Consider the following 21,632-nt stretch of genomic DNA (forward strand, 5'->3'; position numbering starts at 1 on the left):
GTGCCTCCCTGTGTCTTTTGTCTTGTGCGCCACAGGCAGGAATTCGGGGACGGAGTGCTCGGCCCACCGGCAGGCGGAGATCCAGTCGCGGTGTATCGCGGCGTCGGCGCCGTGGCCGTAGCGGTGGTAGGCGTCGGCGAACCCGCGCCAGGTGCCCCCGGCGACAGGTAGTTTCGCGCGCACGTCGAGGTAGGAGTAGCCGCGCATGACCGCGGCGGCGAGCACGGATTGGCGTGCCGCGGAGCGATCCAGCCGACCCGCGCGCGTGATCCAGCGGCCATCGGACGGCGCAGCGCCGTCGCGCGCGAAGGCCTCGACGGTGGCAGAAAGCGGGCTTCGGCGGCGGTATTCCGCGCGCAACCGCGCGCACTCGCCTTCACCCTCCCACAGCTGCATGTCGTGCGCAGTTGGGTCGGCTGCGCACGATGCGCGCGCATCGTGCACGGTGTTCGCGTCGTGCGCGGTCCCGGCGAGCAGGTGCTGCAGTCGGGCCACGAAGCCGGGTGCGGATCGTGTGGTGAGGGTGTCGATGGCGTCGTCGATGGTGCCGTCCAGACGGCGGTATCCGCCTTGTTTGCAACGCGATCCGGGCGGGGTGATGCAGCCGGTGGCAGGGTTGAGCATCGGTGTGATGTCCAGGCTGGGCAGCCGCGCAGCGAGCAGCCGCGCGAGGGATTCGGCCTGGGCGAGGTCGAGGGCGACCCCGAGGGGCAGCGGGATGAGGATGTGGCGGCCGCCGCTGGTGGAGCAGTCGGTGATCGCGCGGCCGCCGGCCTCCTGAACCCATCCCCGGCAGCGCTGGACGTCTCGTTCGACCGCAGCGGTGTCATCGCGGGTGCTGTCGAAATCCAACGCCAGCAGGCGGGTTCGGCCGTCACGATAGATCGGCACCGCCGCAGGCTGGTCGGGCAGTTTACGGGTCAGAGTTCGGGCGTGGTCGTTGTAGCGGCCCAGGCTCGGGTTCCACAGGCGCATCGAGCGGCGCGCGGCCAGCAGCGGCGCCAATCGCATGAACACCGCACGCGCCGCGGCGGCATCATTCTGATCAAGACCGGTTGTGCGCGAATGGTTTTCGGGTACAGTCACCCCCGCCCAGGGGTAAAACCGCAGGTCACGCGCGCTGCCGGAGGGCGAGTGTCCGGGCAGTGCCCTGACACGTTTTCTGTAGCAGAAATGGGTCTTGGGCTCAAGGGGTGACTGCATTACCGCGTGGATGATTATGTCGGCGTGGAGGTTTGGGTGCGGGACTATGGAATGTCTGCGGCTTGTCAGGACGAGGTGTGGCGTAGGTGGCGAGCGGGAGAATCGTTCAGTGCGATAGCGCGATCCCTCGGGATGCCGCTGCAGCACGTCAGGCGATTCCTGGCCCAAACCGGAGGACTCCAACGCCGACCGCCGCAGCGGCGCATCCAACATTTGACGATGGCCGAGCGAGAGGAGATTTCCCGCGGCCTGGCCGCGGGCAGCTCGGCCCGCACGATCGCCACCGGGCTGGGCCGTTCGCCCTCGACGATCGCGCGCGAGATCGCGCGAAACGGCGGATACGGCGCCTATCGGGCAGCGGTGGCTGATCAGCGGGCCTATCACCGTGCGCGACGGCCGAAACCAGCCAAGCTGGTGCAGAATCCGATGCTGCGAGAGCTCGTCGAGGGCAAGCTCTCGGTTCGTTGGTCGCCTGAGCAAATCGCGGGATGGTTGCGCCGGGAATTCCCCGGCGACGAATCGAAGCAGATCTCTCACGAGGCGATCTACCTGGCGTTGTTCGATCCCCGACGTAGAGCGATCGAGAGAACACTGACGCGCCGACTACGAACCGGCCGGCTGATGCGACATCCGAAACGAGCCGGCCGCCGTCGAGACGGTCGCGAGTCATCACCGACCTGGTGCCGATCAGCGAACGGCCGATCGAAGCCGAAGACCGCCGGGTCGCAGGGCACTGGGAAGGCGACCTCGTGATGGGCTCACGCCCGTCTGCCATCGCGACACTGGTCGAGCGGACCAGCCGATTCGCCGCGCTGGTCGCGCTGCCCGAGGGCATCAAGGCCCACCAGGTCACCCCCTACTTGACGAAATACCTGCTCAGCCTGCCGACAACGATGCGCCGATCCCTGACCTGGGACCGGGGCCGCGAAATCGCAGGCCACAAGTCCATCACTGCCGCGACCGGCACGCCGATCTATCTGTGCAAACCTCGAAGCCCGTGGCAGCGAGGCACCAACGAGAACACCAATCGCCTACTGCGCCAATATCTACCGAAGAACGCCGATCTTCGCCGGTTCACCCAGCACGATCTCGACGCCATAGCCCTCGAACTCAACCACCGGCCCCGCAAGATCCACGGGTACTGCAGCCCTGCCGAGGTCTACGCTGAGCGTCTGAACAGTGGTGACGCGCTGACTGTTTGAGCGCAGCATCGGTTCTCGACAGAAGAAGGTCGATAGAAGAGTCGGACTGGCGCGTGTCTCGAAGTGGTTCCCCACAGTCCTCGACGGCATCCGGGTGCCCGGACTCGGGCGCGGAGGGCAACGATTCCTTACCCGTCGGGCCCGATCTGTGGTGCATGAGGGTTCTGGCGGTGGTGGGGTTGTGACCGGTCATGGAGGTCGGGCTGCGCCGTGGCGTGGAGGACGTGGTGCTGGCACTATCGGCACTCTAACTGGACGATTGACCAACTTCTGTGAGGAAGTGCTGATGACCACTGCCGACGAGCCGATCCGTAGTGAGTGGACCCCCGAGAGCGGGTGCGGGCTGAAAGTGGCAGTGGTGAGCACTGCCGATGGGGGCCGTTTCCGCGTGACCCGGATCGGCCTGTACGGCGGTCAGCCGGTTGTGCTGGTACCAGGCACGTTCGACAATCGCCGATTGTATCTATGGCCGGGTGGCGGCGGCCTTGCTGCCGCATTGGCCGCGGCGGGATTCGATGTCTGGATCGTGGAACGCCGCGGCGCCGGGGGCGTGAACCAGGCGGCGGGTGTTCGGGCCGGGTGGGAGGAGGCGATGCGTCAAGATCTCCCCGCGGTCCAGCAGCTCATCGCCGAGACCGGGACCGGTCCCGCGTTCTGGGTCGGGCATTCCCTCGGCGGCGTGCTGGTGGCCCGGGCGGTCGCCGAAACCCTGGATCGGCGTAGCGTGGCCGGGATCGTGCTCATCAACGCCGCCGTCGAGATTCCGCTGCTGATGCACCCGCTCGCGACCGCACTGCTCAATTCGCGCCGGTGGGGGCAGTGGTTCCCGGCCCGGGCGATGCGGCTGGGGCCGGAGAACGAGCCGGCCGCGGCGCTGGAGGACGCGACCGGGTGGGCGGATGCCGAACACCGGAACTCGGCCATCAGTGGTGTCCTCGCCGGTGTCGATGTGCCGGTGCTGGCCTTGACCAGCCCGCGCGACCTCATCGCGCCACCCGGTCGCTGCCGCCGCCTGGCCCGCGCCTGCGGTTCACCGGACCTGCGGGTGCAATCGGCCTCGCGGCGAGATGGTTTCGCCGTCGATCACACCCACGAATCACCGCTGCTGCATCCCCGCGCCGGTAGCGACGTGTTCCCCTTCATCCGGGACTGGCTGATCACCCGCAGCCCCGCCCAGACCCCGGCGGCGCCGAGCGAGCCTGCCGACCCCGCACCGCGCCGCCACCGCCTGCACTTCACCGTCGACCTGAACGCCGACATCGAGACCGTGTTCGACGTGCTCAGCGAGCAGTGGGCGGCACTGTGGCCGGTGCGTCAGCAGCGTGTGCGCGACAGCGTCATTCCCGGCCTTCCCGACGGGCTCGGCTCCGTCCGCGCCCAGCGCGCTCTCGGGCTGTGGCCGATCCAAGAGCAGATCACCGCCCACCACCGGCCCCGGCTGATCGAATACCGCACCATCCGCGGCCCCGTCCGCCGCCACCACGGCCGCATCCAGCTCACCCCCACCGGCCCGGCCACCCACCTGGACTACCACATCCACTTCGACACCCCACCCTGGATCCCCGGCACACTCCTGGCCACCGCGCTACAACACACCTGGCACCACTACAGCCTGCCTCGACTGCGATCACTGTCCACACACCCCACCCGCTCGTGAAGTGTCGGAGAATCGTTCGGTTGTTGGATACAGGACCATCCCGGGCGGAGTTCGTGGTCGACCTCGCTGCGATGGCGTCCGACATACGTGTCGAAAAGGCTCTCTGTCCAATGACTCTCGCCGTAAGTTTCTCACACACCCTCGGTGCGCACCCCTCTCCTCGGACGCGCCGACGGTAGGGGCTGCTCAGAGGGAGGAGGCTATGACGCCGGCCACTACCGCCAGCAGAGCCATGGCTATCCAGATGAGCTATAACCCCACCAAGGGGGTTATGTGGTCAGGTGTGCACCCGGGATCAGGTTGGCCGGAGAAGAAGACTAGGACGAGCGAAACGGTTCCCACGAACACACACCAGGCGCCGATTACCATGCTCACCGCGCCACCGAATGTTCGGGTGCCAGCGTTCTCGGATGAGAGAGTGCCGACGGCGACAGCCGCGGCGATAATGGCCAAGAATTCCCCACCGACGAACACTCCAGCCCAGTCCGGGGCTTTCTCGATTGAGAACGGGTAGGCATCGATGGTCTGCAGGACTCCCCAGTCCCGGCCGGAGCAGCGACCGGTGAGGTAGGCCAGTGGGTTTGATAGGGATGAGGACCACAACATGAACGCCAGTCCCACGCAGCTGCGTAGGAACCAAATGTGACCCGTTTGGGTGGGTGGCGTTTCCCCGTCATCGCCTTGGCCTTGCATCAACCCCACCGAACGGCTCCTACCCGGGACGACACAGCTCGCAAGCTCCGAAGTCTATGTGAGAGTCCGAGCGGCGTAACCGCAATCGCTGTGTCCAGGAGACAGGGCTCCGTCTCCAGTCCTCGTATCGGCCCGCGTCAGGTCCAGCACCGGTACGACAAGGGCGAGGCATAGGCAGAGCGTCCACTTCACTCCGGAAGCGATGTGTGAACCGCCCTGGGTTTGGTGCGCACCGGTTTATCTGTCTCCAGCCGGTTGCTCGGCGTGGAGTGCATAGTAGTCGGCTTCGTGTTCGGCCGGTGGGCGCCGACCGAGTCGGTGCATGATCCGGGACTGGTTGTACCAGCCGACCCAGTCCGCGGTGAGGAGCTCGACGTCGGCGAGCCGGGTCAGCGGGGCAGGCCGGAACGGGGAGTCATCTCGAATCGCTTCGGTTTTGTAGAGCCCGATCGTGGTCTCGGCCAGTGCATTGTCGTACGCGTCACCGACCGACCCGATCGACGGTCGCATATCCGAAAGTGCCAGTGTTTCACCGAGTTTCACCGCCGTATACTGAGACCCGGCATCAGAATGATGGATCGCTCCACCGATCGGATGACCCTCGCGGGCCCGCAGCGCGACCGCCTGCCGGATCGCTTTCTCCACGAACGTTGTGTGTTTGCTGGTCGAGCATTCCCAACCCAGGATTCGTCCGGCGTAGGCGTCGATGACGAACGCGGTGTAGACGAACGTGCCCGTGACCAGACGGACGTAGGTGAAGTCGGCGACGAGCAGCACGTTCGGTGCCGGGACCCGGAACTGCCGGTCGACCAGGTCCGGCGCCCTCGACGCGGCCGGATCCGGACACGTCGTGCGGACCTTCTTGCATCGCACGACACCTTTCCAGCCGTTGGCACGCATCAGCCGTTCCACCGTGCACCGGGCGACTCCGATTCCCTGTCGTTGCAGATACGCCCACATCTTGGTTGCCCCATACACCGACTCCGGCGTTCGTCGGCCCCGCTCGTCGGGCTCGTAGTGCCCGGCCAGGACCTCGGTGACCGTGGTGTCCCACAGCGCCCGTTTCGACGGCGCCCGCCGCGCCCAGGCGTGGAAGGTTCTCGGGGCGATCGTGCATCCGTGCGCGGTGAGCGCACGGCAGATCGGAACGACCCCGAACCGAGCCCGATGTTCAGCGATGAACGCGCAAACTACCGCTGTCGCGGGTCGTTCGCCCGCGCGAAGAAAGACGTTGCCGCAGACAGGATTTCAATGGTCTGTTCGAGTTCGGCGATCTTGCGTTTCTGCTCACGGATCGTCCGTGCTGCCTCCGCCGTCGTCCCCTCGGCGTCACCGCGGTCGATCTCGGCTTGGCGGACCCACTTGCGCAGGGTTTCCGCGGTCATTCCCAGCCTCGCGGAGACCGCTTTCATCGCGGCCCACTCGCTGTCGTAGTCGCCACGGTGATCGACGACCAGCCGGACAGCCTTGGCCTTGGCCGCTTCGTCGTACTTCGCAGGCATGATCTGCCCATCCTTCCCAAGAAAGAAGGTGGGCACCAAACCCAGGGCGGTTCATCCCAAGCCGGACCGGCCAAGTAGTGCGGTCGGAGCAGATGTCCAAGACCTGGGCGGCGATTGTCAAGGGGCTGGACCTCGAGTGGTCGACGGTGAAGACGCTCCGCTCCACCCGTGCGACGCGCGTAGCCGAAAAGTACGGGCTTCCGGCTGCCCGGCTGATCCTGGGGCACGAGGTGGATTCGGCCGTGACTACGAGGCACTACGTCCCAGAGGCTCGCCACGTTGTTGATCTCGTCGATGCCCGGTGACGCGCGGGTCGTTGGTCCTGACCCGCCCAAACGGCCACAAAACGGTCACTGGAGATGTGAAGCTGTGTTAAACCGCAGGTCAGGCGAGGAAACAGGGTCATGAGGGTACACCGAGCCGATCCTGCATCGCCGTCGCCGTCGCCGTGAGGCCAAGGCGCTGGCCTGCGTCTAGGCCCACCTGTCGTGAATCCCCCGGCCCCGGCGGCCGGGGGATTCACGCTTTCGCGGCGGTCGGAGTTTCGACTCCTGTTTATCGGTCCGTTACCCTGGGTGCCGCACGAGATCGTTCGATTTGTGAGGAAGATTCATGGGAAGCGTTGTGCTCGACATCGTGGCATTGCTCGCCAATCGCGCGGCGATGTTCTGGAATTGGATGGCCACCGGATCGGCGGGCTTCCCGCCGCTGTGAGCGTGCGGTGCACGATCTGTTTCGAGTAGCGAATCCCCTGGTCAGCCAGCGCTGGCCGGGGGATTTTCCGGTCCGGGGACGGAATCGGAAAACGTTCCGGAATGTTTGTTTTCACACTGACGATCCCACTGCCCGCGGCCGCGGGTAAGCATCGGCTGCCCGAATTCGGTGGACATGGCCGCACCACACCGCAGGAACTCTCCCGCGCGGATTCTTGAATTCGACGTGCACCCGTGCCGCGGGCTATCTGTCGCGCTCGAAGCGGCTTCCCCGTCATGGGGATCGTCAGGGAGCAGGGCGATTTCGGCGCCGATCCCGCGCGCGAAGCCCCCGCCCCTCGTATCTTGAACACGTGAACTCCGCAGGCTCCGTGCGCACACGGTCGCGTATTCCTCGTTGGTTCGTGCTGTGGATGGGGCTCCTGACCGCCCTGGTCGCGCTCTGCTGCGCGGCGCTGTTCTGGCAACTCGCCGCGGAGGGAACGTTTCCCACCCTCGTCGTGCTGTGGGTGGTCCTCGGCGTGCTGGGCGGAATCGCCGTCCTGTTCGGGCTGCTCGGCCTGCTGCGCTACCGGGCCTTCTTCTACAGCCTCGCCTCGCCCGTGCTGATCGGCGTCCTGGTGGCGCTGACACTTTACGACGTCCCGGAGGACACCGGCTGGCGGTTGTCTCGCGGCATCCTCGAAGACCAAGCCGTCGACTGTGCCCACCCCGGTCAGCGCACCCGCCTCGGCGTCTACACCATCACCTTCGTCACGCCCCGTGACGGCGGCTGCCTGTTCTACACCCAGGCGGGCGACTCGGATTCGGAAGGCTTCGCTTTCTTCCGCGATCCGGCCACCCCACCACACCTCGGCCCGCCCGCCACCAACGGCATCGAGTACTCAGCTTTCGACGGCCAGTGGTACCGCTTCGTCGACACTCACTGAGTCCGGTCGCCGAAGATCTCCTCGAGCGCGCTCGCCGTCGCGGCACGGGTGATCCATTCTGTGAGGCGCGCATGATCGGTGCAGGCCTCGATCTCGGCGGTGAGTACCGCGGGGACGTCGAATCCGCGGGCACCGAGCATGGTGAGCAACGCCTTGGCCTGGCTTCGCCGATGGCTTCGCCTTCGGCCACGCCGTCGGCGTACAGCTGCTTGAAGTACTGGCTGTCGGTGAGGGTGACGACCAGGTCCGCGCGATACTCGGTCGGCTCGATGTCCGGTAGGTCGCCGGAGTCGACGCGGGCGTGATCGAACTCGGGAAGTGCCAGGCCGAGCGTGGAAGTGAGCAGTTCAGCGACCAAAGTTGGTCTGCGGCGGACCAATTCGATGAGGACTTCGTCTACCGACGAGGGCATGGCGCGGACGTTACCGATAGCCACCGACAGGTCCGGGTGGGGTGGATCACCATTCGAACGGCAGCGGCCTGCGGGGCTCGATCCAGAGGGCTTCGGCGAGGGCGCAGAGCGTGCCGTCGGTGCGGGCCAATGCGACGCCGACGGTGTGTTTCCGGCCGGTCGCGGAGATCGGCCAGCCGTAGGAGAGATAGGAATCGCCGGCGCGGACCGGTTCGAACCGAGTGGCGGTGAGGGCGGCGGTGACCGCTCCCGGGCGCAGGTCACGCAGGGCCATCGCGGCCCAGCCGCCGGGGCAATCCAGTGCAGCCCAGACGTTTTCGGTGGAGAGGAAGCCGTCGGGTCCGCCGAGCAGTGGATCGGGTGTCCAGGCGGCGACGACCATGTCGTGGGTGGGCATGGCCCAGGGCGACAGGCGCAAGCCTCGGCCGGGTGCGCACGCGGCTCCGCAGCCGTAGCAGTGGCTCATCTTGCGCAGCACGTCGGCGGTCGCAGTCGCCGCCCGTGCCTCCGCCCAAGCGGGTGCGGGCCGCGGCGTCACCGTAACCATCGACTCGGATGCCTCGGCGAGCACCGTGCCCTCCTGATCGGTGAGCGACGCGCCGCCCGAGCCGTCGGCGGTCAGCACAACCGGGGAATCCACCGAAACCGCGCGCCGGAAGTCGACGCGCACCTGCGCGGCGTCGCTCGCCGCGGCGAGCAGGCCCGCCACATACCCGCCGAACGCCACTCCCGGATAGCCACGCACGTGACCCGGCACCGTGAACGCATCCGTCCGAATCATCCGCTGCCCAACCTCTCCCGGCCGACGATCATGACCCGGCTCAGCCGACCATACCGTCCCGGCGTCGCCGGACGGTCTCCGGGCAACCTCTCGCGCCGCCAGCGAGGATGATCTCGCCGATCGCCCACGAGCCGGCCCTTCCGGCGCGCTGCGTGATCCGGGCACACGGCGTCGATCTCGCCCACCCGCTCGCAACCGGGCTGATGGGGGAACTCGCGGAGGCCGATCGGGTGCCTCGCCCCTGGTCGAAACCGTGCGCGCAGGGCCTGTGCGCATTTGCTCGACGTTGTCGGTGGCGATGCCGCCTGTGGATTTGCACCATGCCGGGCGTGGTCGCCTTCCGGACGCTTCGCGGATCTCGATCCGGTCACCGAGCCGCGAGACGAGATCGCCCGCGGCCTCGTGGGCGGCGAGACGCCCCGCCAGGACATTCCACACCATCGCGGCAGTCCGTCTGCCGCCGCGCGTCCGCGCAGGTCGAGGGGATGGCGAAATATCCGCTGTTCCGAACGCTGTTGCGCCGGGATGTGACGAAAGCCGGAATGAACGTACTGATCGTGTACGCGCACCCGAAGCCGGATTCACTCACCGGTGCGCTCAAAGACGTGGCCGTGCGGCAATTGCGGGCCGACGGGCACGACGTGCGAGTTACCGACCTCTACGCGATGGGCTGGAAGGCCGCGGCCGACACCGAGGATTTCGGTGTGGTCGAGGAGCCCAACTTCATGCTGGCCTCGGGTGTGGCCTACCGCGACGGGACGCTGAGCCCCGACATCCGCGCCGAGCAGGAGAAACTGCTGTGGGCCGACGCTGTCGTGCTGCACTTCCCGCTCTGGTGGTTCGGCATGCCCGCGATCATGAAGGGCTGGGTGGATCGGGTTCTCACCTGCGGGTTCGCCTATGGGGCCGGGGGTGAGGCGCTGCCCAGGTACGGGGCGGGTGTCCTGGCGGGCCGTCGTGCGATGCTCGTGGTCGCGGTCGGGGGCAAGCAGCCGTCGTACTCCGATCGCGGGATCAACGGCCCGGTCGAGGATCTGCTGTTCCCGATCCACCACGGCATCCTGTATTACACCGGCATGGACGTCCTGCCGCCGTTCCTGGTGCACGACACCATCCGGCTGGACTCCCCGCGTTTCGGTGACGTCGCGCTCGACCTGCGGCAGCGGATGTCGGAGCTGGCGCGGCTGGAGCCGATTCGGTACCGCTCCCAAGCCGGGGGCGACTACGACCGGAGCCTGCGTCTCGAGCCAGGGCGTGAGGCGCGGGGGGCGACCGGGTTCGGGTTGCATGTGGCGTCGTAACCGACGGTCACGGCAGTGCCGCAGCCCCGCGCTGGGCGAGCAGCATGCCCATCACCCCCGCTTCCTGACCCTGACCGTGGATCATGGACCGGGCGATCTCCTTGACCGGCCCGGAGCGCAGCAGACCGTCGGCGGCCTCGGCCATCGCGATGCCGCCCTGGTGGTGGCGAAGCATCAACTGTAGGAACAGGATTTCCGCGTCGCGTCCGTGCGCCCTCGCCAAGGTGTCCAATTCCGCCGTGCTCGCCATCCCCGGCATGGGCGGTGCGGCGGCGCTGTGCGCTGTCGGATGCCGATGCGCTGACGCGTCCGCGCTGTGCATCCACGCCATCGGATGCGCCGAGCCGGGGGGCGCGTCCGCCAGGCGCAGCCAGCCGAGCATGGTGCCGATCTCCAGGCGCTGGGTGCGGTCGAGTTGCTCGGCCAGCCGGGCGATCGCCGGATCGACCGAGCGATCCAGCCGCTGCACCATGAGCAGCGCTTGCTGGTGATGGGTGGTCATGTCCTGGACGAAGCCGATCTCCACGTCGCTGAGAATCGGTGTCGCGGACCGGCCTTCCGGAAAGATCGCGGGGCGCAGCGCGGCGCCGAACACGAGCAGCGCGAAGACCGCCGACGCCAGTGCCGCGAGGCGCGTCCAGTGCCGCATCGCTACGATCCGACGATCGAGTGCTGGTCCGGCGGTGGCGAATACACCTCGTCGTCCAGTTGCAGCACCATGAAACCGTTGTCCGAGCACGCGACGTAGAGTTGCGTGCCGCGCCATTCCGGCGGAGAGAGACACCAGTCGGTGGAGACGTCGCCGAAGGCGAGCCTGCCGGTGCGCGCGGTGGTGGCGTCCAGCGGATCGAACTCTCCCTCCAGCACGGCGCGCAGCGCCGACGGCGCGCTCATCAGCGGAACGCCGATGATCGAGGCGAGCGCGTGCGGCGAGTTCCACAGGCTCAGGTTCTGCCCGGTGCGAGCGGGCGGGTTGTAGTAGGCGATCTCGCGGATGGCGTAGGGATCGCGGATGTCGAAGACCCGGATGCCCGAGGAGATCCACCCGCAGGCCAGGGCGGTCGGGTTCGCCCGCCGGTCCGCGGCGCAGTAGTGCGATTCGTAGGCGAAGGCGGAACCGCCCATGGAGGAGCCGATATTGCTGTCGAGATGCTGGGGCAGGTTGATCTCGAGCTTGATCTTGCCGACCACCTCGGGCGCGGTTTCGTCGGAGATGTCGATGAGTTTGACGCCGCCGGAACCGCCCTCGTCGACGGTGTAGAGGTAGGGTTTGCCGTCGTAGCTGACCGGGACACTGTGCTGGGTCGCCCAGCCGTCCGTCCAGAACGTCCGGCCGAGGTGGTGCACCTGCGGGTTCGGGTCGCGGCGCTGCACCGCGCTGATGTCGAGGACGGTGAAGCCGCCGAGCGCGGAGATGTACATCCGGTTGCCGTCGGGGCTGATGCCGAAGCCGTGCGCCTCGATGCCGGTCAGTCCCTGCCAGACGACGTGCGGGTTCGCCGGATCGGTCAGGTCGACGGCGCTGACGAATCCGGGCGCGATTCCCGAGGCCCAATATGTGTTGCCGTCGGGGGAGAAGCCGCCTTCGTGCGTGGTGATCGGCAGCGGCATCAGCAGATTCGTCCCAGGGCCGGGATTGAGCAGTCGCGGATGCGCGCAATCGGAGACGTCGTAGACCGACAGGTAGCCCACGCCCTCACCGACCGGCACACCCGTTCCGACCAGCAGTTTGCGCTCGGTGTTGACCTTGAGGCTCTCCCAGGTGCCCGCGAGCATGGCGGGCTCGGTCAGCGTCATGGTCGGGCGCGGATGCGCCGGATCGGACACGTCGAGCACCTGGACGCCGCGCGCCTCGCCGATCAGGTCGCCGGGAAAGAACGAGCCGAGATAGGCACAGTGCTCGAAGCTGGTGGAGGTGATGCCCGCGCCGCGGCCCGCATAGCCGCCGACGAACGAGATATTGCATCGGTAGCCCTGCGTACTGCGCCCACTGTCGCGGTCGGCGGCGGTGACGTCGCCTTGCAGGCCGTTCTCGGGTGCGGCGCCCGGTCCGCAGTCGGCGCGGGGCACCGAGGTGCGCCCGACGTCGAGGAACTCCTGGACGGCGTTCCGGATCTCCGAAGGTGGATCGGCCGCGGCGCTCGCGGGCAGCAGCACGGCCGTGACCATGCCGATGGTGAGCAGAGCGAGCGTTTTGGCACGGCACAGCCTGGCCAGTGGGCGCATCGTCGCGACCCCCCAACTTCGTCGTCGAGTTTGGCTACCAGAGTGACTGGGACAGTCAGCACTGAACTGACTGAATGGTAGTAATCCGCGGTAACTTCCGAGGAGGGTTTCGTCGAATCCGCACGGATCCGGGAAGTTTTCCGTTGGGCTGCGGCGGCGTCAGCGTCGGTGGACCGATGCCGTGCACTCGTCCGATGCCAGCAGTTCTTCGCAGACGCTCAGAAAGGATCGGCGCAGTTCGGCGGCGCGTTCGGCCAGCGCGGACTGGGCGCGGACGTACTCGGCTCGTCCGGCGGGCGTCTCGATGCGCACCGGGTCGTAGCCGAACTCGGACAGGTCGTAGGGGCTGGCGCGCATGTCGAGTTCGCGTGCGGCGCAAGCCGACTCGAAGCAATCCAGCAACAACTTCGAAGGGATCAGCGGGACCAGCTTGAAGCCCCACTTGTACAGATCCATGTTCGCGTGCAGACAGCCCGGCTGTTCGCGGTGGAGCTGGTCGTCGCGGGTGAGCGGCTCGGCATTGCGGCCGACGGCGTCCGGAGTGAAGAAGCGGTAGGCGTCGAAATGCGTGCACCGCAGCGACATCGAGTCGACCACCGCGTCGGTGCCCGCGCGCCCGAGTCGCAGCGGCACCTTCTGGTGGCGGATATCGTCGGTCCGATACACCATGGCCCATTCGTGCAGGCCGAAACAGGACAGCTGGGCGGGGCGGGACGCGGTGGCGCGCAGCAGTTTCGCGACGAACGCGACGGTGTCCCTGCGTTTGACCAGGTAGGCGGGATCGGCTGTGTAGACGCTGCGCCCGGCGGGATCGCCGGTAGTCGAGCCGGTCGCTTCGTCGGCACGGTGATACCCACGGGCGCCGTCGTACTCGGCGGCATCCGCCAGGCCGATGCCGTATCCCGGATGCCAGCGCCGTAATTGGGCGGGTTTGTGTCCGTAGTAGGTGAACAAGAAGTCGATCACCGGGTGCGATGACCCTTGTGCCCGCCGCTCGAGATAGGGCCCGACCAGATCGTCCAGCCGGGCCCGGTGCGCGGCGGCGGACGCCCGCCACCGCGCACCGGACAACACCCGCATGATCACCGCACCTCGCGCGAGCCGGTGATGCCGATCGTCATTCGCCCACCCGGTGCGTTCCGTCTCGGACGGTGCCGACGAACTCCTCGACCAAGTCCTCCAGGGCGACGATCCCGGTGGTGTTGCCCCGGTCGTCGACCACGCGGCCGAGATGGCTGTTGGTGCGGCGCAGCCGGGCGAGCGCCTCGTAGAGCGTGGTCTTCATGCCGACCGTCGGCAGCGGGCGGATGTCGGTGCGCGGGATCGGCGTCCCCGGACCGGCGCTCTCGTCGGCGACCTTGTCCAGCACGTCCTTGACGTGCAGGTACCCGACCAGTGAGCCGTCGTTCGCCCGCACCGGGAAGCGGGAGAAGCCGGTCTCGGCGACGGCGGACTCGATGTCCCCGAGTGTGGTCCCGTTACCGCGCAGAGGGATCGATCGGGTCGCGTCCCGAGGCACCATCACGTCGGCGACCACGCGGTCGCTGGTGCCCAGGGCCTGGGTGAGACGGCGGTGCTCTTCCTCGTCGAGCAGCCCCTCGGAGCGGGACTCACCGATCATCTCGGCCAGTTCGACCGTCGAGACGGTGGCCTCGAGCTCGTCCTTCGGCTCGATCCGCAGCACGCGCAGCGACAGATTGGCGGCCAGGTTGTACAGCGCGATGAGCGGGCGGGCCAGCCGCAGCCACATCAGGTGCAGCGGCACCAGCAACAGCGCGCTGCGTTCCGGTCCGGCCAGCGCGATGTTCTTCGGGATCATCTCGCCGAACAGGATGTGCAGGATGACCACGATGGTCAGCGCGAGGGCGAACGCCACCGGGTGCAGCAGCTGTTCGGGCAGGCCGAGCAGCTCGAACGGACCTTCGAGCAGGTGGGCGACGGCGGGTTCGCCGACGCGGCCGAGCAGGATCGAGCAGATGGTGATGCCCAGCTGCGCGGCCGCGAGCATCATCGAGAGGTTCTCGCCCGCCCGGATGACGGTGTTCGCGTTGCGCTTGCCCTGCGCGGCGAGCGCTTCCAATCGGTCGCGGCGGGCGGAGATGAGCGCGAACTCGGCCGCGACGAAGAAGGCGTTGCCACCCAGCAGCACCACGGTGAGCAGGACGCCGAGCAGGTCACCCATGGCTGTGCTCCTTGGTCGCGAGGGCGTCGGCGTCGACCGGGATCAGCCGGACCCGGTCGATGCGCCGTCCGTCCATGCGCTCCACCCGCGCGATCCAGCCGCCCGCGTCGGGGCTGTCGGCCGTCGTCCACTGCTGCGAGCGAGGATTCGGCAACACGACCTCGTCACCGGTCACCGGGATGCGACCGAGCCTGGTCAGAACGAGGCCGCCCAGCGTCTCGTACTCACCCTCGGGGGCGTCGTATCCGGTGGCCCGGGAGACCTCGTCGATGCGCAGCAGGCCCGAGCAGTCCCAGCCGTCGGAGACGCGCCGCACGTCGCGCTCCTCCTCGTCGTGCTCGTCGCGGACGTCACCGAGGATCTCCTCGATGATGTCCTCCATGGTCACCATGCCCGCGGTGCCGCCGTACTCGTCCACGACGAGGGCGACCTGCATGCCGTCGGCGCGGACGCGTTCGAGCACCTCGTCGCCGTCCAAGCTGGCAGGCACGATCGGGACCGGCTGGGCGAGCCGGTACAGGGGGATCGTCCTGCGCGCGTGCACCGGACGGGTGAAGGCCTGCTTGACGTGCACGAATCCGAGGGTGTTGTCGAGGTCGCCGTCGATCACCGGAAAGCGCGAGTAGCCGGTGCGGCCTGCCGCGTCGATCAGGTCGGCGATGGTGTCGTCCTTGTCCAATGCTTCGATCTTCACCCGCGGGGTCATCAGTTCCTCGGCGCTGCGCTCGCCGAACTGCAGGGAACGGTCCATCACCTGGGCGGTGGGCTGGTCGAGTGCGCCGCGCAGGGCGGAAGTGCGCACCAGGGAGCCGAGTTCCTGCGGCGAGCGGGCCGAGCGCAACTCCTCGGCGGGTTCGACGCCGAGCCTGCGGACGACCCAGTTGGCGGTGCCGTTGAGGAAATGGATCATCCACTTGAACACCACCGAGAAGGCGATCATCGGTCCGGCCGTGACGCGGGCGGTGCCCAGTGACTTGGCGATGGCGATGTTCTTCGGCACCAGCTCGCCATAGATCATCGACAGCGAGGTGGCCAGGATCAGCGCCAGCGTCAGGGCGATACCGCTCGCGGCGGCTTCGCTCAGCCCGGCGGCCGTGAACAGCGGATTCAGCAGCCTGGCCAGCACAGGCTCGGCGATGTACCCGGTGATCAGCGTGGTGATGGTGATCCCGAGCTGGGCGCCCGACAACTGGAACGACAGGGTGCGATGCGCCTTGCGGACCATGCGGGCGCGGACGTCGCCGGTGCGTGCGTGCGCCTCGACGGTGCTGCGCTCGAGCGCGGTGAGAGAGAATTCCGCGGCGACGAACAGGGCCGTGCCCGCGGTGAGTGCGATGAACCCGATCAGGCTGAGCGCGGTGAGCGCGATGGACATCGTCAGCACCACCTGCACGGTGCTGCGAGACGGCCTGGGTGGAATGGGACTACTGCGGGGAGGAGGACGCCGGGTCGGTCACCCGGCTCGGTAGAGGAGCCCTCCTGTGCGGCGCCCTCGGACGCGGGTGACAACTGGATCCTTTCGCGAATGTGTCGTGGTGCCGGTGTCCGGCAACCACCATGCTACCGGCCCACGCGCGAAGCGTCGTGGGCCGGTGCCGGTGCGATGCGCGTGTCGGCGCTCACCAACCGCCGGGCAGCGGGCGCCCTTCGGCGAACCCGGCGGCGGACTGCACGCCGAGTACGGCCTTCTCGTGGAATTCGGTGAGCGTTCGCGCGCCCGCGTAGGTGCACGCGCTGCGCACGCCCGAGCAGATGTGGTCGAGGAGGTCCTCGACGCCGGGGCGCTCGGGGTCCAGCCGCATCCGGGAACTGGAGATGCCTTCTTCGAACAGCGCCTTACGCGCCCGGTCGAATTCGCTGTCGGAGGCGGTGCGGGCGGCGACGGCCCGCTTGGAGGCCATACCGAAGCTCTCCTTGTAGGCGTTGCCGTCGCGATCGACGCGCAGGTCACCGGGGGATTCGTAGGTGCCGGCGAACCAGGAGCCGATCATCACGTTCGACGCTCCCGCGGCCAGCGCGAGCGCCACGTCGCGGGGATGGCGCACGCCGCCGTCGGCCCAGACGTGCACGCCGAGTTCCCGGGCGGCGGTGGAGCATTCGGCCACCGCGGAGAACTGCGGGCGGCCGACGCCGGTCATCATCCGGGTGGTGCACATGGCGCCGGGCCCGACACCGACCTTGACGATGTCCGCGCCCGCCTCCGCGAGATCCCGAGTGCCCTCGGCGGAGACCACGTTGCCCGCCGCCAGCGGGACGCCGAGCCCGAGATCGCGCACGGCGGAGAGCGTTTCGAGCATCTTGGCCTGGTGGCCGTGTGCGGTGTCGATGACGAGCAGGTCGGCGCCGGAATCCACGAGGGACTTGGCCTTCGCGGCCACATCGCCGTTGATGCCTACCGCGGCCGCGACGCGCAGCCTGCCCGCGGCGTCGACGGCGGGCTGGTAGATGCCCGCGCGCAGGGCGCCGGTGCGGGTCAGCACCCCGGCCAGGGTGCCGTCCTCGGCGGTGAGCACGGCGAAATCGGCGTGCTCGGCGTGCAGCAGGTCGAACAGGTCGCGTGGGGTGGTGCTCGCGGGGGCCCGCACGAAATCGGTGGCCGCGACCTCACGGAGCCGGGCGAAGCGGTCGACGTCGGCGCAGGCGGCCTCGGTCACCACGCCGACCGGCCGTCCGCCGTCGACCACCACGACCGCGCCGTGCGCACGCTTGTGCATCAGGGCGACCGCCTCGGAGACCGAGCGGTCGGGGTCGAGGGTGACGGGGGTGTCGGCGGTGAGCGAGCGGCTTTTGACGAACGCGATGGTGTCGGCGGCCGCGGTGATCGGCAGGTCCTGCGGGAGCACGACGATACCGCCACGCCGGGCCACCGTCTCGGCCATTCTGCGCCCGGCGACCGCGGTCATGTTGGCCACGACGATGGGGATGGTGGTGCCCGACCCGTCGGACGTCGAGAGATCGACATCGAAGCGCGACGCGACGTCCGTCCGGTTCGGGACGAGGAAGATGTCGTCGTAGGTCAGGTCGTACGGCGGCTGATGACCGGGGAGAAAGCGCACTCGACCGATGATATCCGTGCGCCGACCGGAGCGCGCCGTTCTCCCGGAGGTGCTGCCGCATTTCCCGGCGATCTCGGGTGAACGCTGGGGAGTGGTATCGGGCGGGGTAGGACGCGGCCGCTTCGTAGCGAGGCCCGGGCTCGTGGCACGGCGGGTTTCCGGACCCCGGCCGGTGCTTTCGTGTGGGCCGGCGCGGCGTCAGACGGTGGCTTCGGAGCGGGAAAGCGCGATGGTGGTGACCACCATCACGAGCACCGCGCCCGCGGTGACCAACAGTCCGGCGGTGTCCGCACGCAACCGCTCGTCGAGCACGGCGATGCCGATGAACGCGGCGGCCAGTGGCTCGGCGACCGAGACGGCGGGCAGCGAAGCGGTCAGCGGCCCGACTTGATAGGCGCGCTGCTGCAGATAGACGCCGGTGACGCCGGCCGCGATCAGCGCCCAGGTCTGCCAGCCGCCGAGCACGTCCGCGAGACCGTGTTCGAACAGGCCGGTGACGTAGTCGGTGAGTGCGGCGGCCAGCCCGTAGAGCGAGCCGCTCGCGGCGCCGAGTAGCAGCGCGCGCCACGTGGGCCTGCGCGCGGCGACCCCAGCGGCCGTGGCGGCGGCGATCAGGCCGACCAGAAGGCCCAGCGGCAGGACCCAATGTCGCAGCGGCGCATTGATATTTCCCTCGGTCGGATCGCCGACGAGCACGAAGCAGGCCAGCGCGGCGGTCAGCGCGAGCGCGGTCGCCCACGTGCGCGGCGCCACGCGACGGTTGTTCAGCCGGGCCGACAGCGGCAGCGCGAACACCAGCGCGCTCACCAGGATCGGCTGCACCAGCAGGACCGCGCCCAAGGCGAGCGCGGCGACCTGCATGGCGTATCCGCCCGCGTCGCCGACGACGCCGCCCCACCAGCGGGGAGTGCGTAGCAGCGAGCGGACCAGGGACTCGCTCTCCGGCACCACGGACGCCGCGCTCTGCTGTGCGACCGCGGCCACCGCGAACAGCAGTGCGGCGAGCAGGGCGCAGAGAACGGCGGCTGCCGGATGAGTCGACACCCGACTAGTTTGCTGTGCGGTTGCCTCTCGCGGGAGACTGCTGGGCTCGTACGGCGCGTCGCCGCGTCCGGCCCGCCGTGTCGCCGGCCGCGGAAGCCGCGGTGCGGCCGGAGAACCCGCTTGTCGCGCCGGAATTGCGGGTGGCAGTCCCCTTGGCCGAGCCAGCGCCGCGCCCCACGGGGTTGCTCGCGGCGACCTTCGCGGTGCCTCGGCGGCGCGCGGGCGCGGTGACCGCCTCGCCACCACGCCCCGTCCCGGCGGCCGACCGGCTCCCGGATTGCTTCGCCGCACCGGCGCCACGGCCACCGGCCGCGGTCGGCTCACCGCGCCTGCCCGGCTTGCGCCGAGCGGGTTTCGCGGAGGCCGCGGCAGGGGCGGCCACGGGCGCGGCCGCCGCCGCGATCGGAATACCGGATGGCTTGCGGGCGCCGGTGATCTCGATCAGCGTGCGGTCGCCGGGGCGGACCGCGACCCCGTCGACCTCGACGCCCGCCTTGCGGGCCATCGTCTCGACGTCGCGGCGCTCTTCGTCCATCACCAGCGTGACGACCACGCCGTCCTCGCCCGCGCGGGCGGTGCGCCCGGCCCGGTGCAGGTAAGCCTTCGGCTCCGGCGGGGGATCGACGTGCACGACGAGGGAGATCCCGTCGACGTGGATGCCGCGTGCCGCGACGTCGGTGGTGACCAGTACCGGCACCGAACCGTCGGCGAACGCGGCGAGGGTGCGGGTGCGGTTGTTCTGCGCCTTGCCGCCGTGCAGCACGCCCGCCGGGATGCCCGCGCCGCGCAGCTGCTTGGCGAGCCGGTCGGCGCCGTGCTTGGTGCGGACGAACATGATGGTCAGACCGTCGCGGGCGGCGATCTCGGTGGCGACCGTCCGTTTGGCCACTTTGTCACCGACGAACAGCAGATGATGCGACATCGTGCTGACCGCCGCCGACGGCGGGGCGGTGGAGTGCGTGACCGGGGCGCGCAGGTAGCGCTTGACCAGTTTGTCCACCTCGCCGTCCAGCGTGGCGGAGAACAGCAGGCGCTGGCCGTCGCGCGGCGTGCGGTCCAGCAACTTGGTCACCTGCGGCAGGAAGCCCATGTCGGCCATGTGGTCGGCCTCGTCCAAGGCGGTGATCAGCACCTCGGATAGGTCGGCGGACCCTTGCGCGATGAGGTCGGCGAGTCGCCCCGGCGTGGCGATGAGCAGATCGACGCCGCGGGCGAGCCGGTCGGCTTGACGCTTGATCGGGGCGCCGCCGACCACCGAGGCCACCCGCAGGCCGAGCGCGAGCGCCGGTTCGTCGAGCGCTCGCTCGATCTGCGCGGCCAGTTCGCGGGTCGGCACCAGCACGAGTCCGCGTGGGCGGCCGGGCTTGGCCGAAGCGCCCATCAAGCGGGCGAGCATCGGGAGGCCGAAGGCCAAGGTCTTTCCGGAACCGGTCGGCCCGCGGCCGAGTACATCCTTGCCTGCCAGGACGTCCGGCGCCGTGGCGGCCTGGATCGGGAACGGCGTCTCGATGCCGTCGCGTCGCAGTGCCTGGATGAGCACGGCGGGCAGGCCCAGTTCCGCGAAGGTCGCGGTGGGCGCCACGGCGACGGTGGTCGAGGGGGTCACGAGGTGGATGTGCCTTTCGTCGCACGGCGCGGTCCAGCGGAACGCGCTGTTCGGTGGGGTGAAGAGCGGTGCACGATGCGGTTCACCGCGCGGGGCGCGGGCTATGACGCGCGCCGGGTGGAGCGAGAGGGTGCGGCCGACCGGAGGCGGACCGAGTTTCCAGGATACGTGCCGGGGAGTCAGCTGTGGAACAGGCGGCTCAGTTCCACGAGCCAGGGTACGGCCACGGCCTGGGTCGGCACCACCAGTATTGCGGCCGAGCCGAGGTAGGCGGCCGTGGCGATGCGAATGTCACCGATCCGCTCGCTGAGTCGCTGGATGCGGATCAGCGTGGTCGGGCCGCCCGCGGCGAGCGCGCCTTGCGGCGCGGTGGATTTCGCGCACGCGACGAGGGCGCGGGCCAGCGGCTTCGGGCCGGTGACCTTGACCGCCGAGTCGTCGGCGAGCAGTTCGATGAGCAATTTGACCGAGCCGAGCGCGGCCTTGCTTCGCACCACCCTCGGGAATGCCTCGTGCACCGCCGTGAACGCCTCCAGCACGAGATCGTGCCTGGCCCGCAGGTGCGAGCGTTCGTGGCTCACGATCGCGGTGACTTCGGCGTCGGCGAGATTGGTCAGGGTGCCCTCGCTGAGCACGACGCGCTGGCGCAGACCGGGCAGGCAGTAGGCGATGGGCTCGGTGGCGGCCAGCACCCGGATGTCGGCCGCGCGCCGGTGCGGACCGCTCTGGTCGAGCAGATCCACGAGCATGCGGTGGCGCGCCCGCCGCCTGCGGGTGTGCACGCCGACCCGGATGACCGCGTAGATCAGCCGGGCGCCGACCAGCAGGGTGAGCGCGAAGACGAACACGTAGGCCAGCCACAGCGGCAGGCCCAGCGCGTCGATCTCCCGGGTCGGCGCGGTGGTCGGGCGGCCGTCGGGGCCGGGCACGAGCAGCTCGGCGGCGATGGCCAGCCCGGAACCGAAGGCGCTGAGCACGGCGGCGAGCGCGATGGCCTGCCAGAGCACCAGCGCGGCGCGGGGCGTCCGGTATGTCCAGGTCGCCCGGCTGAGCAGGGCCGGGGCGGGCCCCGCGAGAAGCAATGCGAGTCCGGCGAAGACCGGCGCGGTTGCGTTCATCGACTCA

General features: G+C 68.9%; 16 protein-coding genes and 1 pseudogene. 5 read left to right on the forward strand and 12 right to left on the reverse strand.

Features of this window, described 5'->3' with window-relative positions:
- Positions 1-1,422: 1,422 nt before the first annotated feature.
- A pseudogene (locus tag ABZ803_RS28540) lies at positions 1,423-2,405 on the forward strand (IS30 family transposase).
- A gap of 286 nt (positions 2,406-2,691) precedes the next feature.
- A complete protein-coding gene (locus ABZ803_RS28545; RefSeq protein ID WP_357043929.1) occupies positions 2,692-4,062 on the forward strand; it encodes an alpha/beta fold hydrolase in 1,371 nt (456 codons plus the stop codon).
- A 930-nt stretch (positions 4,063-4,992) separates the two neighbouring features.
- Here the strand turns inward: ABZ803_RS28545 and ABZ803_RS28550 are convergent.
- Positions 4,993-6,257 (reverse strand): IS3 family transposase gene (locus tag ABZ803_RS28550; RefSeq protein ID WP_357043931.1). Its coding sequence is split into 2 segments (ribosomal slippage): positions 4,993-5,984 and positions 5,984-6,257, totalling 1,266 coding nucleotides; the frame shifts between segments, so codons are not numbered across the junction.
- A 92-nt stretch (positions 6,258-6,349) separates the two neighbouring features.
- Here ABZ803_RS28550 and ABZ803_RS28555 point away from each other — a divergent pair.
- A complete protein-coding gene (locus ABZ803_RS28555) occupies positions 6,350-6,562 on the forward strand; it encodes a hypothetical protein (protein ID WP_357043933.1) in 213 nt (70 codons plus the stop codon).
- A gap of 761 nt (positions 6,563-7,323) precedes the next feature.
- Positions 7,324-7,899, forward strand: coding sequence for a hypothetical protein (locus ABZ803_RS28560; protein WP_157113816.1), 576 nt, complete (start codon positions 7,324-7,326; stop codon positions 7,897-7,899).
- On the opposite strand, the gene ABZ803_RS28565 is transcribed toward ABZ803_RS28560, so the two are convergent.
- Both ABZ803_RS28565 and ABZ803_RS28570 read right to left on the reverse strand, forming a co-directional pair.
- The gene (locus tag ABZ803_RS28565; protein WP_357043935.1) at positions 7,893-8,039 is read right to left on the reverse strand and encodes a hypothetical protein; all 147 of its coding nucleotides are present in this window, start codon (positions 8,037-8,039) and stop codon (positions 7,893-7,895) included. The two genes, ABZ803_RS28560 and ABZ803_RS28565, sit on opposite strands and share 7 nt — an antisense overlap.
- A gap of 318 nt (positions 8,040-8,357) precedes the next feature.
- Complete coding sequence (locus ABZ803_RS28570) at positions 8,358-9,092, reverse strand: hypothetical protein (protein ID WP_357043937.1); 735 nt, start codon at positions 9,090-9,092, stop codon at positions 8,358-8,360.
- Positions 9,093-9,634: 542 nt separating this feature from the next.
- Here ABZ803_RS28570 and ABZ803_RS28575 point away from each other — a divergent pair.
- Positions 9,635-10,393, forward strand: coding sequence for an NAD(P)H-dependent oxidoreductase (locus ABZ803_RS28575; RefSeq protein WP_357044116.1), 759 nt, complete (start codon positions 9,635-9,637; stop codon positions 10,391-10,393).
- Positions 10,394-10,400: 7 nt separating this feature from the next.
- Here the strand turns inward: ABZ803_RS28575 and ABZ803_RS28580 are convergent, their stop codons facing one another.
- The 9 genes from ABZ803_RS28580 to ABZ803_RS28620 form a co-directional block, all read right to left on the reverse strand.
- Positions 10,401-11,042, reverse strand: coding sequence for a DUF305 domain-containing protein (locus ABZ803_RS28580; RefSeq protein ID WP_357043939.1), 642 nt, complete (start codon positions 11,040-11,042; stop codon positions 10,401-10,403).
- Positions 11,043-11,044: 2 nt separating this feature from the next.
- Positions 11,045-12,619 (reverse strand): hypothetical protein, encoded by a 1,575-nt coding sequence (locus ABZ803_RS28585; RefSeq protein ID WP_357043941.1) that lies wholly within the window; start codon positions 12,617-12,619, stop codon positions 11,045-11,047.
- A gap of 159 nt (positions 12,620-12,778) precedes the next feature.
- Positions 12,779-13,699: a 3-methyladenine DNA glycosylase gene (locus ABZ803_RS28590; protein WP_357043943.1), complete on the reverse strand. Its 921-nt coding sequence runs from the start codon at positions 13,697-13,699 to the stop codon at positions 12,779-12,781.
- A 37-nt stretch (positions 13,700-13,736) separates the two neighbouring features.
- Entirely contained in the window at positions 13,737-14,801 is a 1,065-nt protein-coding gene (locus ABZ803_RS28595) for a hemolysin family protein (RefSeq protein ID WP_357043945.1), read from the reverse strand.
- On the reverse strand, positions 14,794-16,176 hold the full coding sequence (locus ABZ803_RS28600) for a hemolysin family protein (protein WP_062967740.1): 1,383 nt from the start codon (positions 16,174-16,176) through the stop codon (positions 14,794-14,796). The genes ABZ803_RS28595 and ABZ803_RS28600 overlap by 8 nt, the downstream gene beginning before the upstream one ends.
- A 244-nt stretch (positions 16,177-16,420) precedes the next feature.
- Positions 16,421-17,857 (reverse strand): GuaB1 family IMP dehydrogenase-related protein, encoded by a 1,437-nt coding sequence (locus tag ABZ803_RS28605; protein WP_357043947.1) that lies wholly within the window; start codon positions 17,855-17,857, stop codon positions 16,421-16,423.
- 198 nt (positions 17,858-18,055) lie between these two features.
- Entirely contained in the window at positions 18,056-18,901 is an 846-nt protein-coding gene (locus ABZ803_RS28610) for a DMT family transporter (RefSeq protein ID WP_357043948.1), read from the reverse strand.
- A gap of 4 nt (positions 18,902-18,905) precedes the next feature.
- Positions 18,906-20,507, reverse strand: a complete 1,602-nt coding sequence (locus ABZ803_RS28615; RefSeq protein ID WP_357043950.1) for a DEAD/DEAH box helicase — start codon at positions 20,505-20,507, stop codon at positions 18,906-18,908.
- Between the two features lie 179 nt (positions 20,508-20,686).
- The gene (locus ABZ803_RS28620; protein WP_040866504.1) at positions 20,687-21,625 is read right to left on the reverse strand and encodes a M56 family metallopeptidase; all 939 of its coding nucleotides are present in this window, start codon (positions 21,623-21,625) and stop codon (positions 20,687-20,689) included.
- Between the last annotated feature and the right edge of the window lie 7 nt (positions 21,626-21,632).

Source organism: Nocardia sp. NPDC047648 (assembly GCF_040642815.1).
Classification (GTDB): domain Bacteria; phylum Actinomycetota; class Actinomycetes; order Mycobacteriales; family Mycobacteriaceae; genus Nocardia; species Nocardia gamkensis.

Excerpts from the sequence above, each read along its gene's own strand:
- ABZ803_RS28555 (WP_357043933.1), top strand. The coding sequence starts at position 6,350 with ATGTCCAAGACCTGGGCGGCGATTGTCAAGGGGCTGGACCTCGAGTGG.
- ABZ803_RS28620 (WP_040866504.1), bottom strand. The coding sequence starts at position 21,625 with ATGAACGCAACCGCGCCGGTCTTCGCCGGACTCGCATTGCTTCTCGCG.
- ABZ803_RS28570 (WP_357043937.1), bottom strand. The coding sequence starts at position 9,092 with ATGATTCGGACGGATGCGTTCACGGTGCCGGGTCACGTGCGTGGCTAT.
- ABZ803_RS28575 (WP_357044116.1), top strand. The coding sequence starts at position 9,635 with ATGAACGTACTGATCGTGTACGCGCACCCGAAGCCGGATTCACTCACC.
- ABZ803_RS28585 (WP_357043941.1), bottom strand. The coding sequence starts at position 12,619 with ATGCGCCCACTGGCCAGGCTGTGCCGTGCCAAAACGCTCGCTCTGCTC.
- ABZ803_RS28565 (WP_357043935.1), bottom strand. The coding sequence starts at position 8,039 with ATGCTCGGTGCCCGCGGATTCGACGTCCCCGCGGTACTCACCGCCGAG.
- ABZ803_RS28600 (WP_062967740.1), bottom strand. The coding sequence starts at position 16,176 with ATGTCCATCGCGCTCACCGCGCTCAGCCTGATCGGGTTCATCGCACTC.
- ABZ803_RS28595 (WP_357043945.1), bottom strand. The coding sequence starts at position 14,801 with ATGGGTGACCTGCTCGGCGTCCTGCTCACCGTGGTGCTGCTGGGTGGC.
- ABZ803_RS28545 (WP_357043929.1), top strand. The coding sequence starts at position 2,692 with ATGACCACTGCCGACGAGCCGATCCGTAGTGAGTGGACCCCCGAGAGC.
- ABZ803_RS28580 (WP_357043939.1), bottom strand. The coding sequence starts at position 11,042 with ATGCGGCACTGGACGCGCCTCGCGGCACTGGCGTCGGCGGTCTTCGCG.
- ABZ803_RS28590 (WP_357043943.1), bottom strand. The coding sequence starts at position 13,699 with ATGCGGGTGTTGTCCGGTGCGCGGTGGCGGGCGTCCGCCGCCGCGCAC.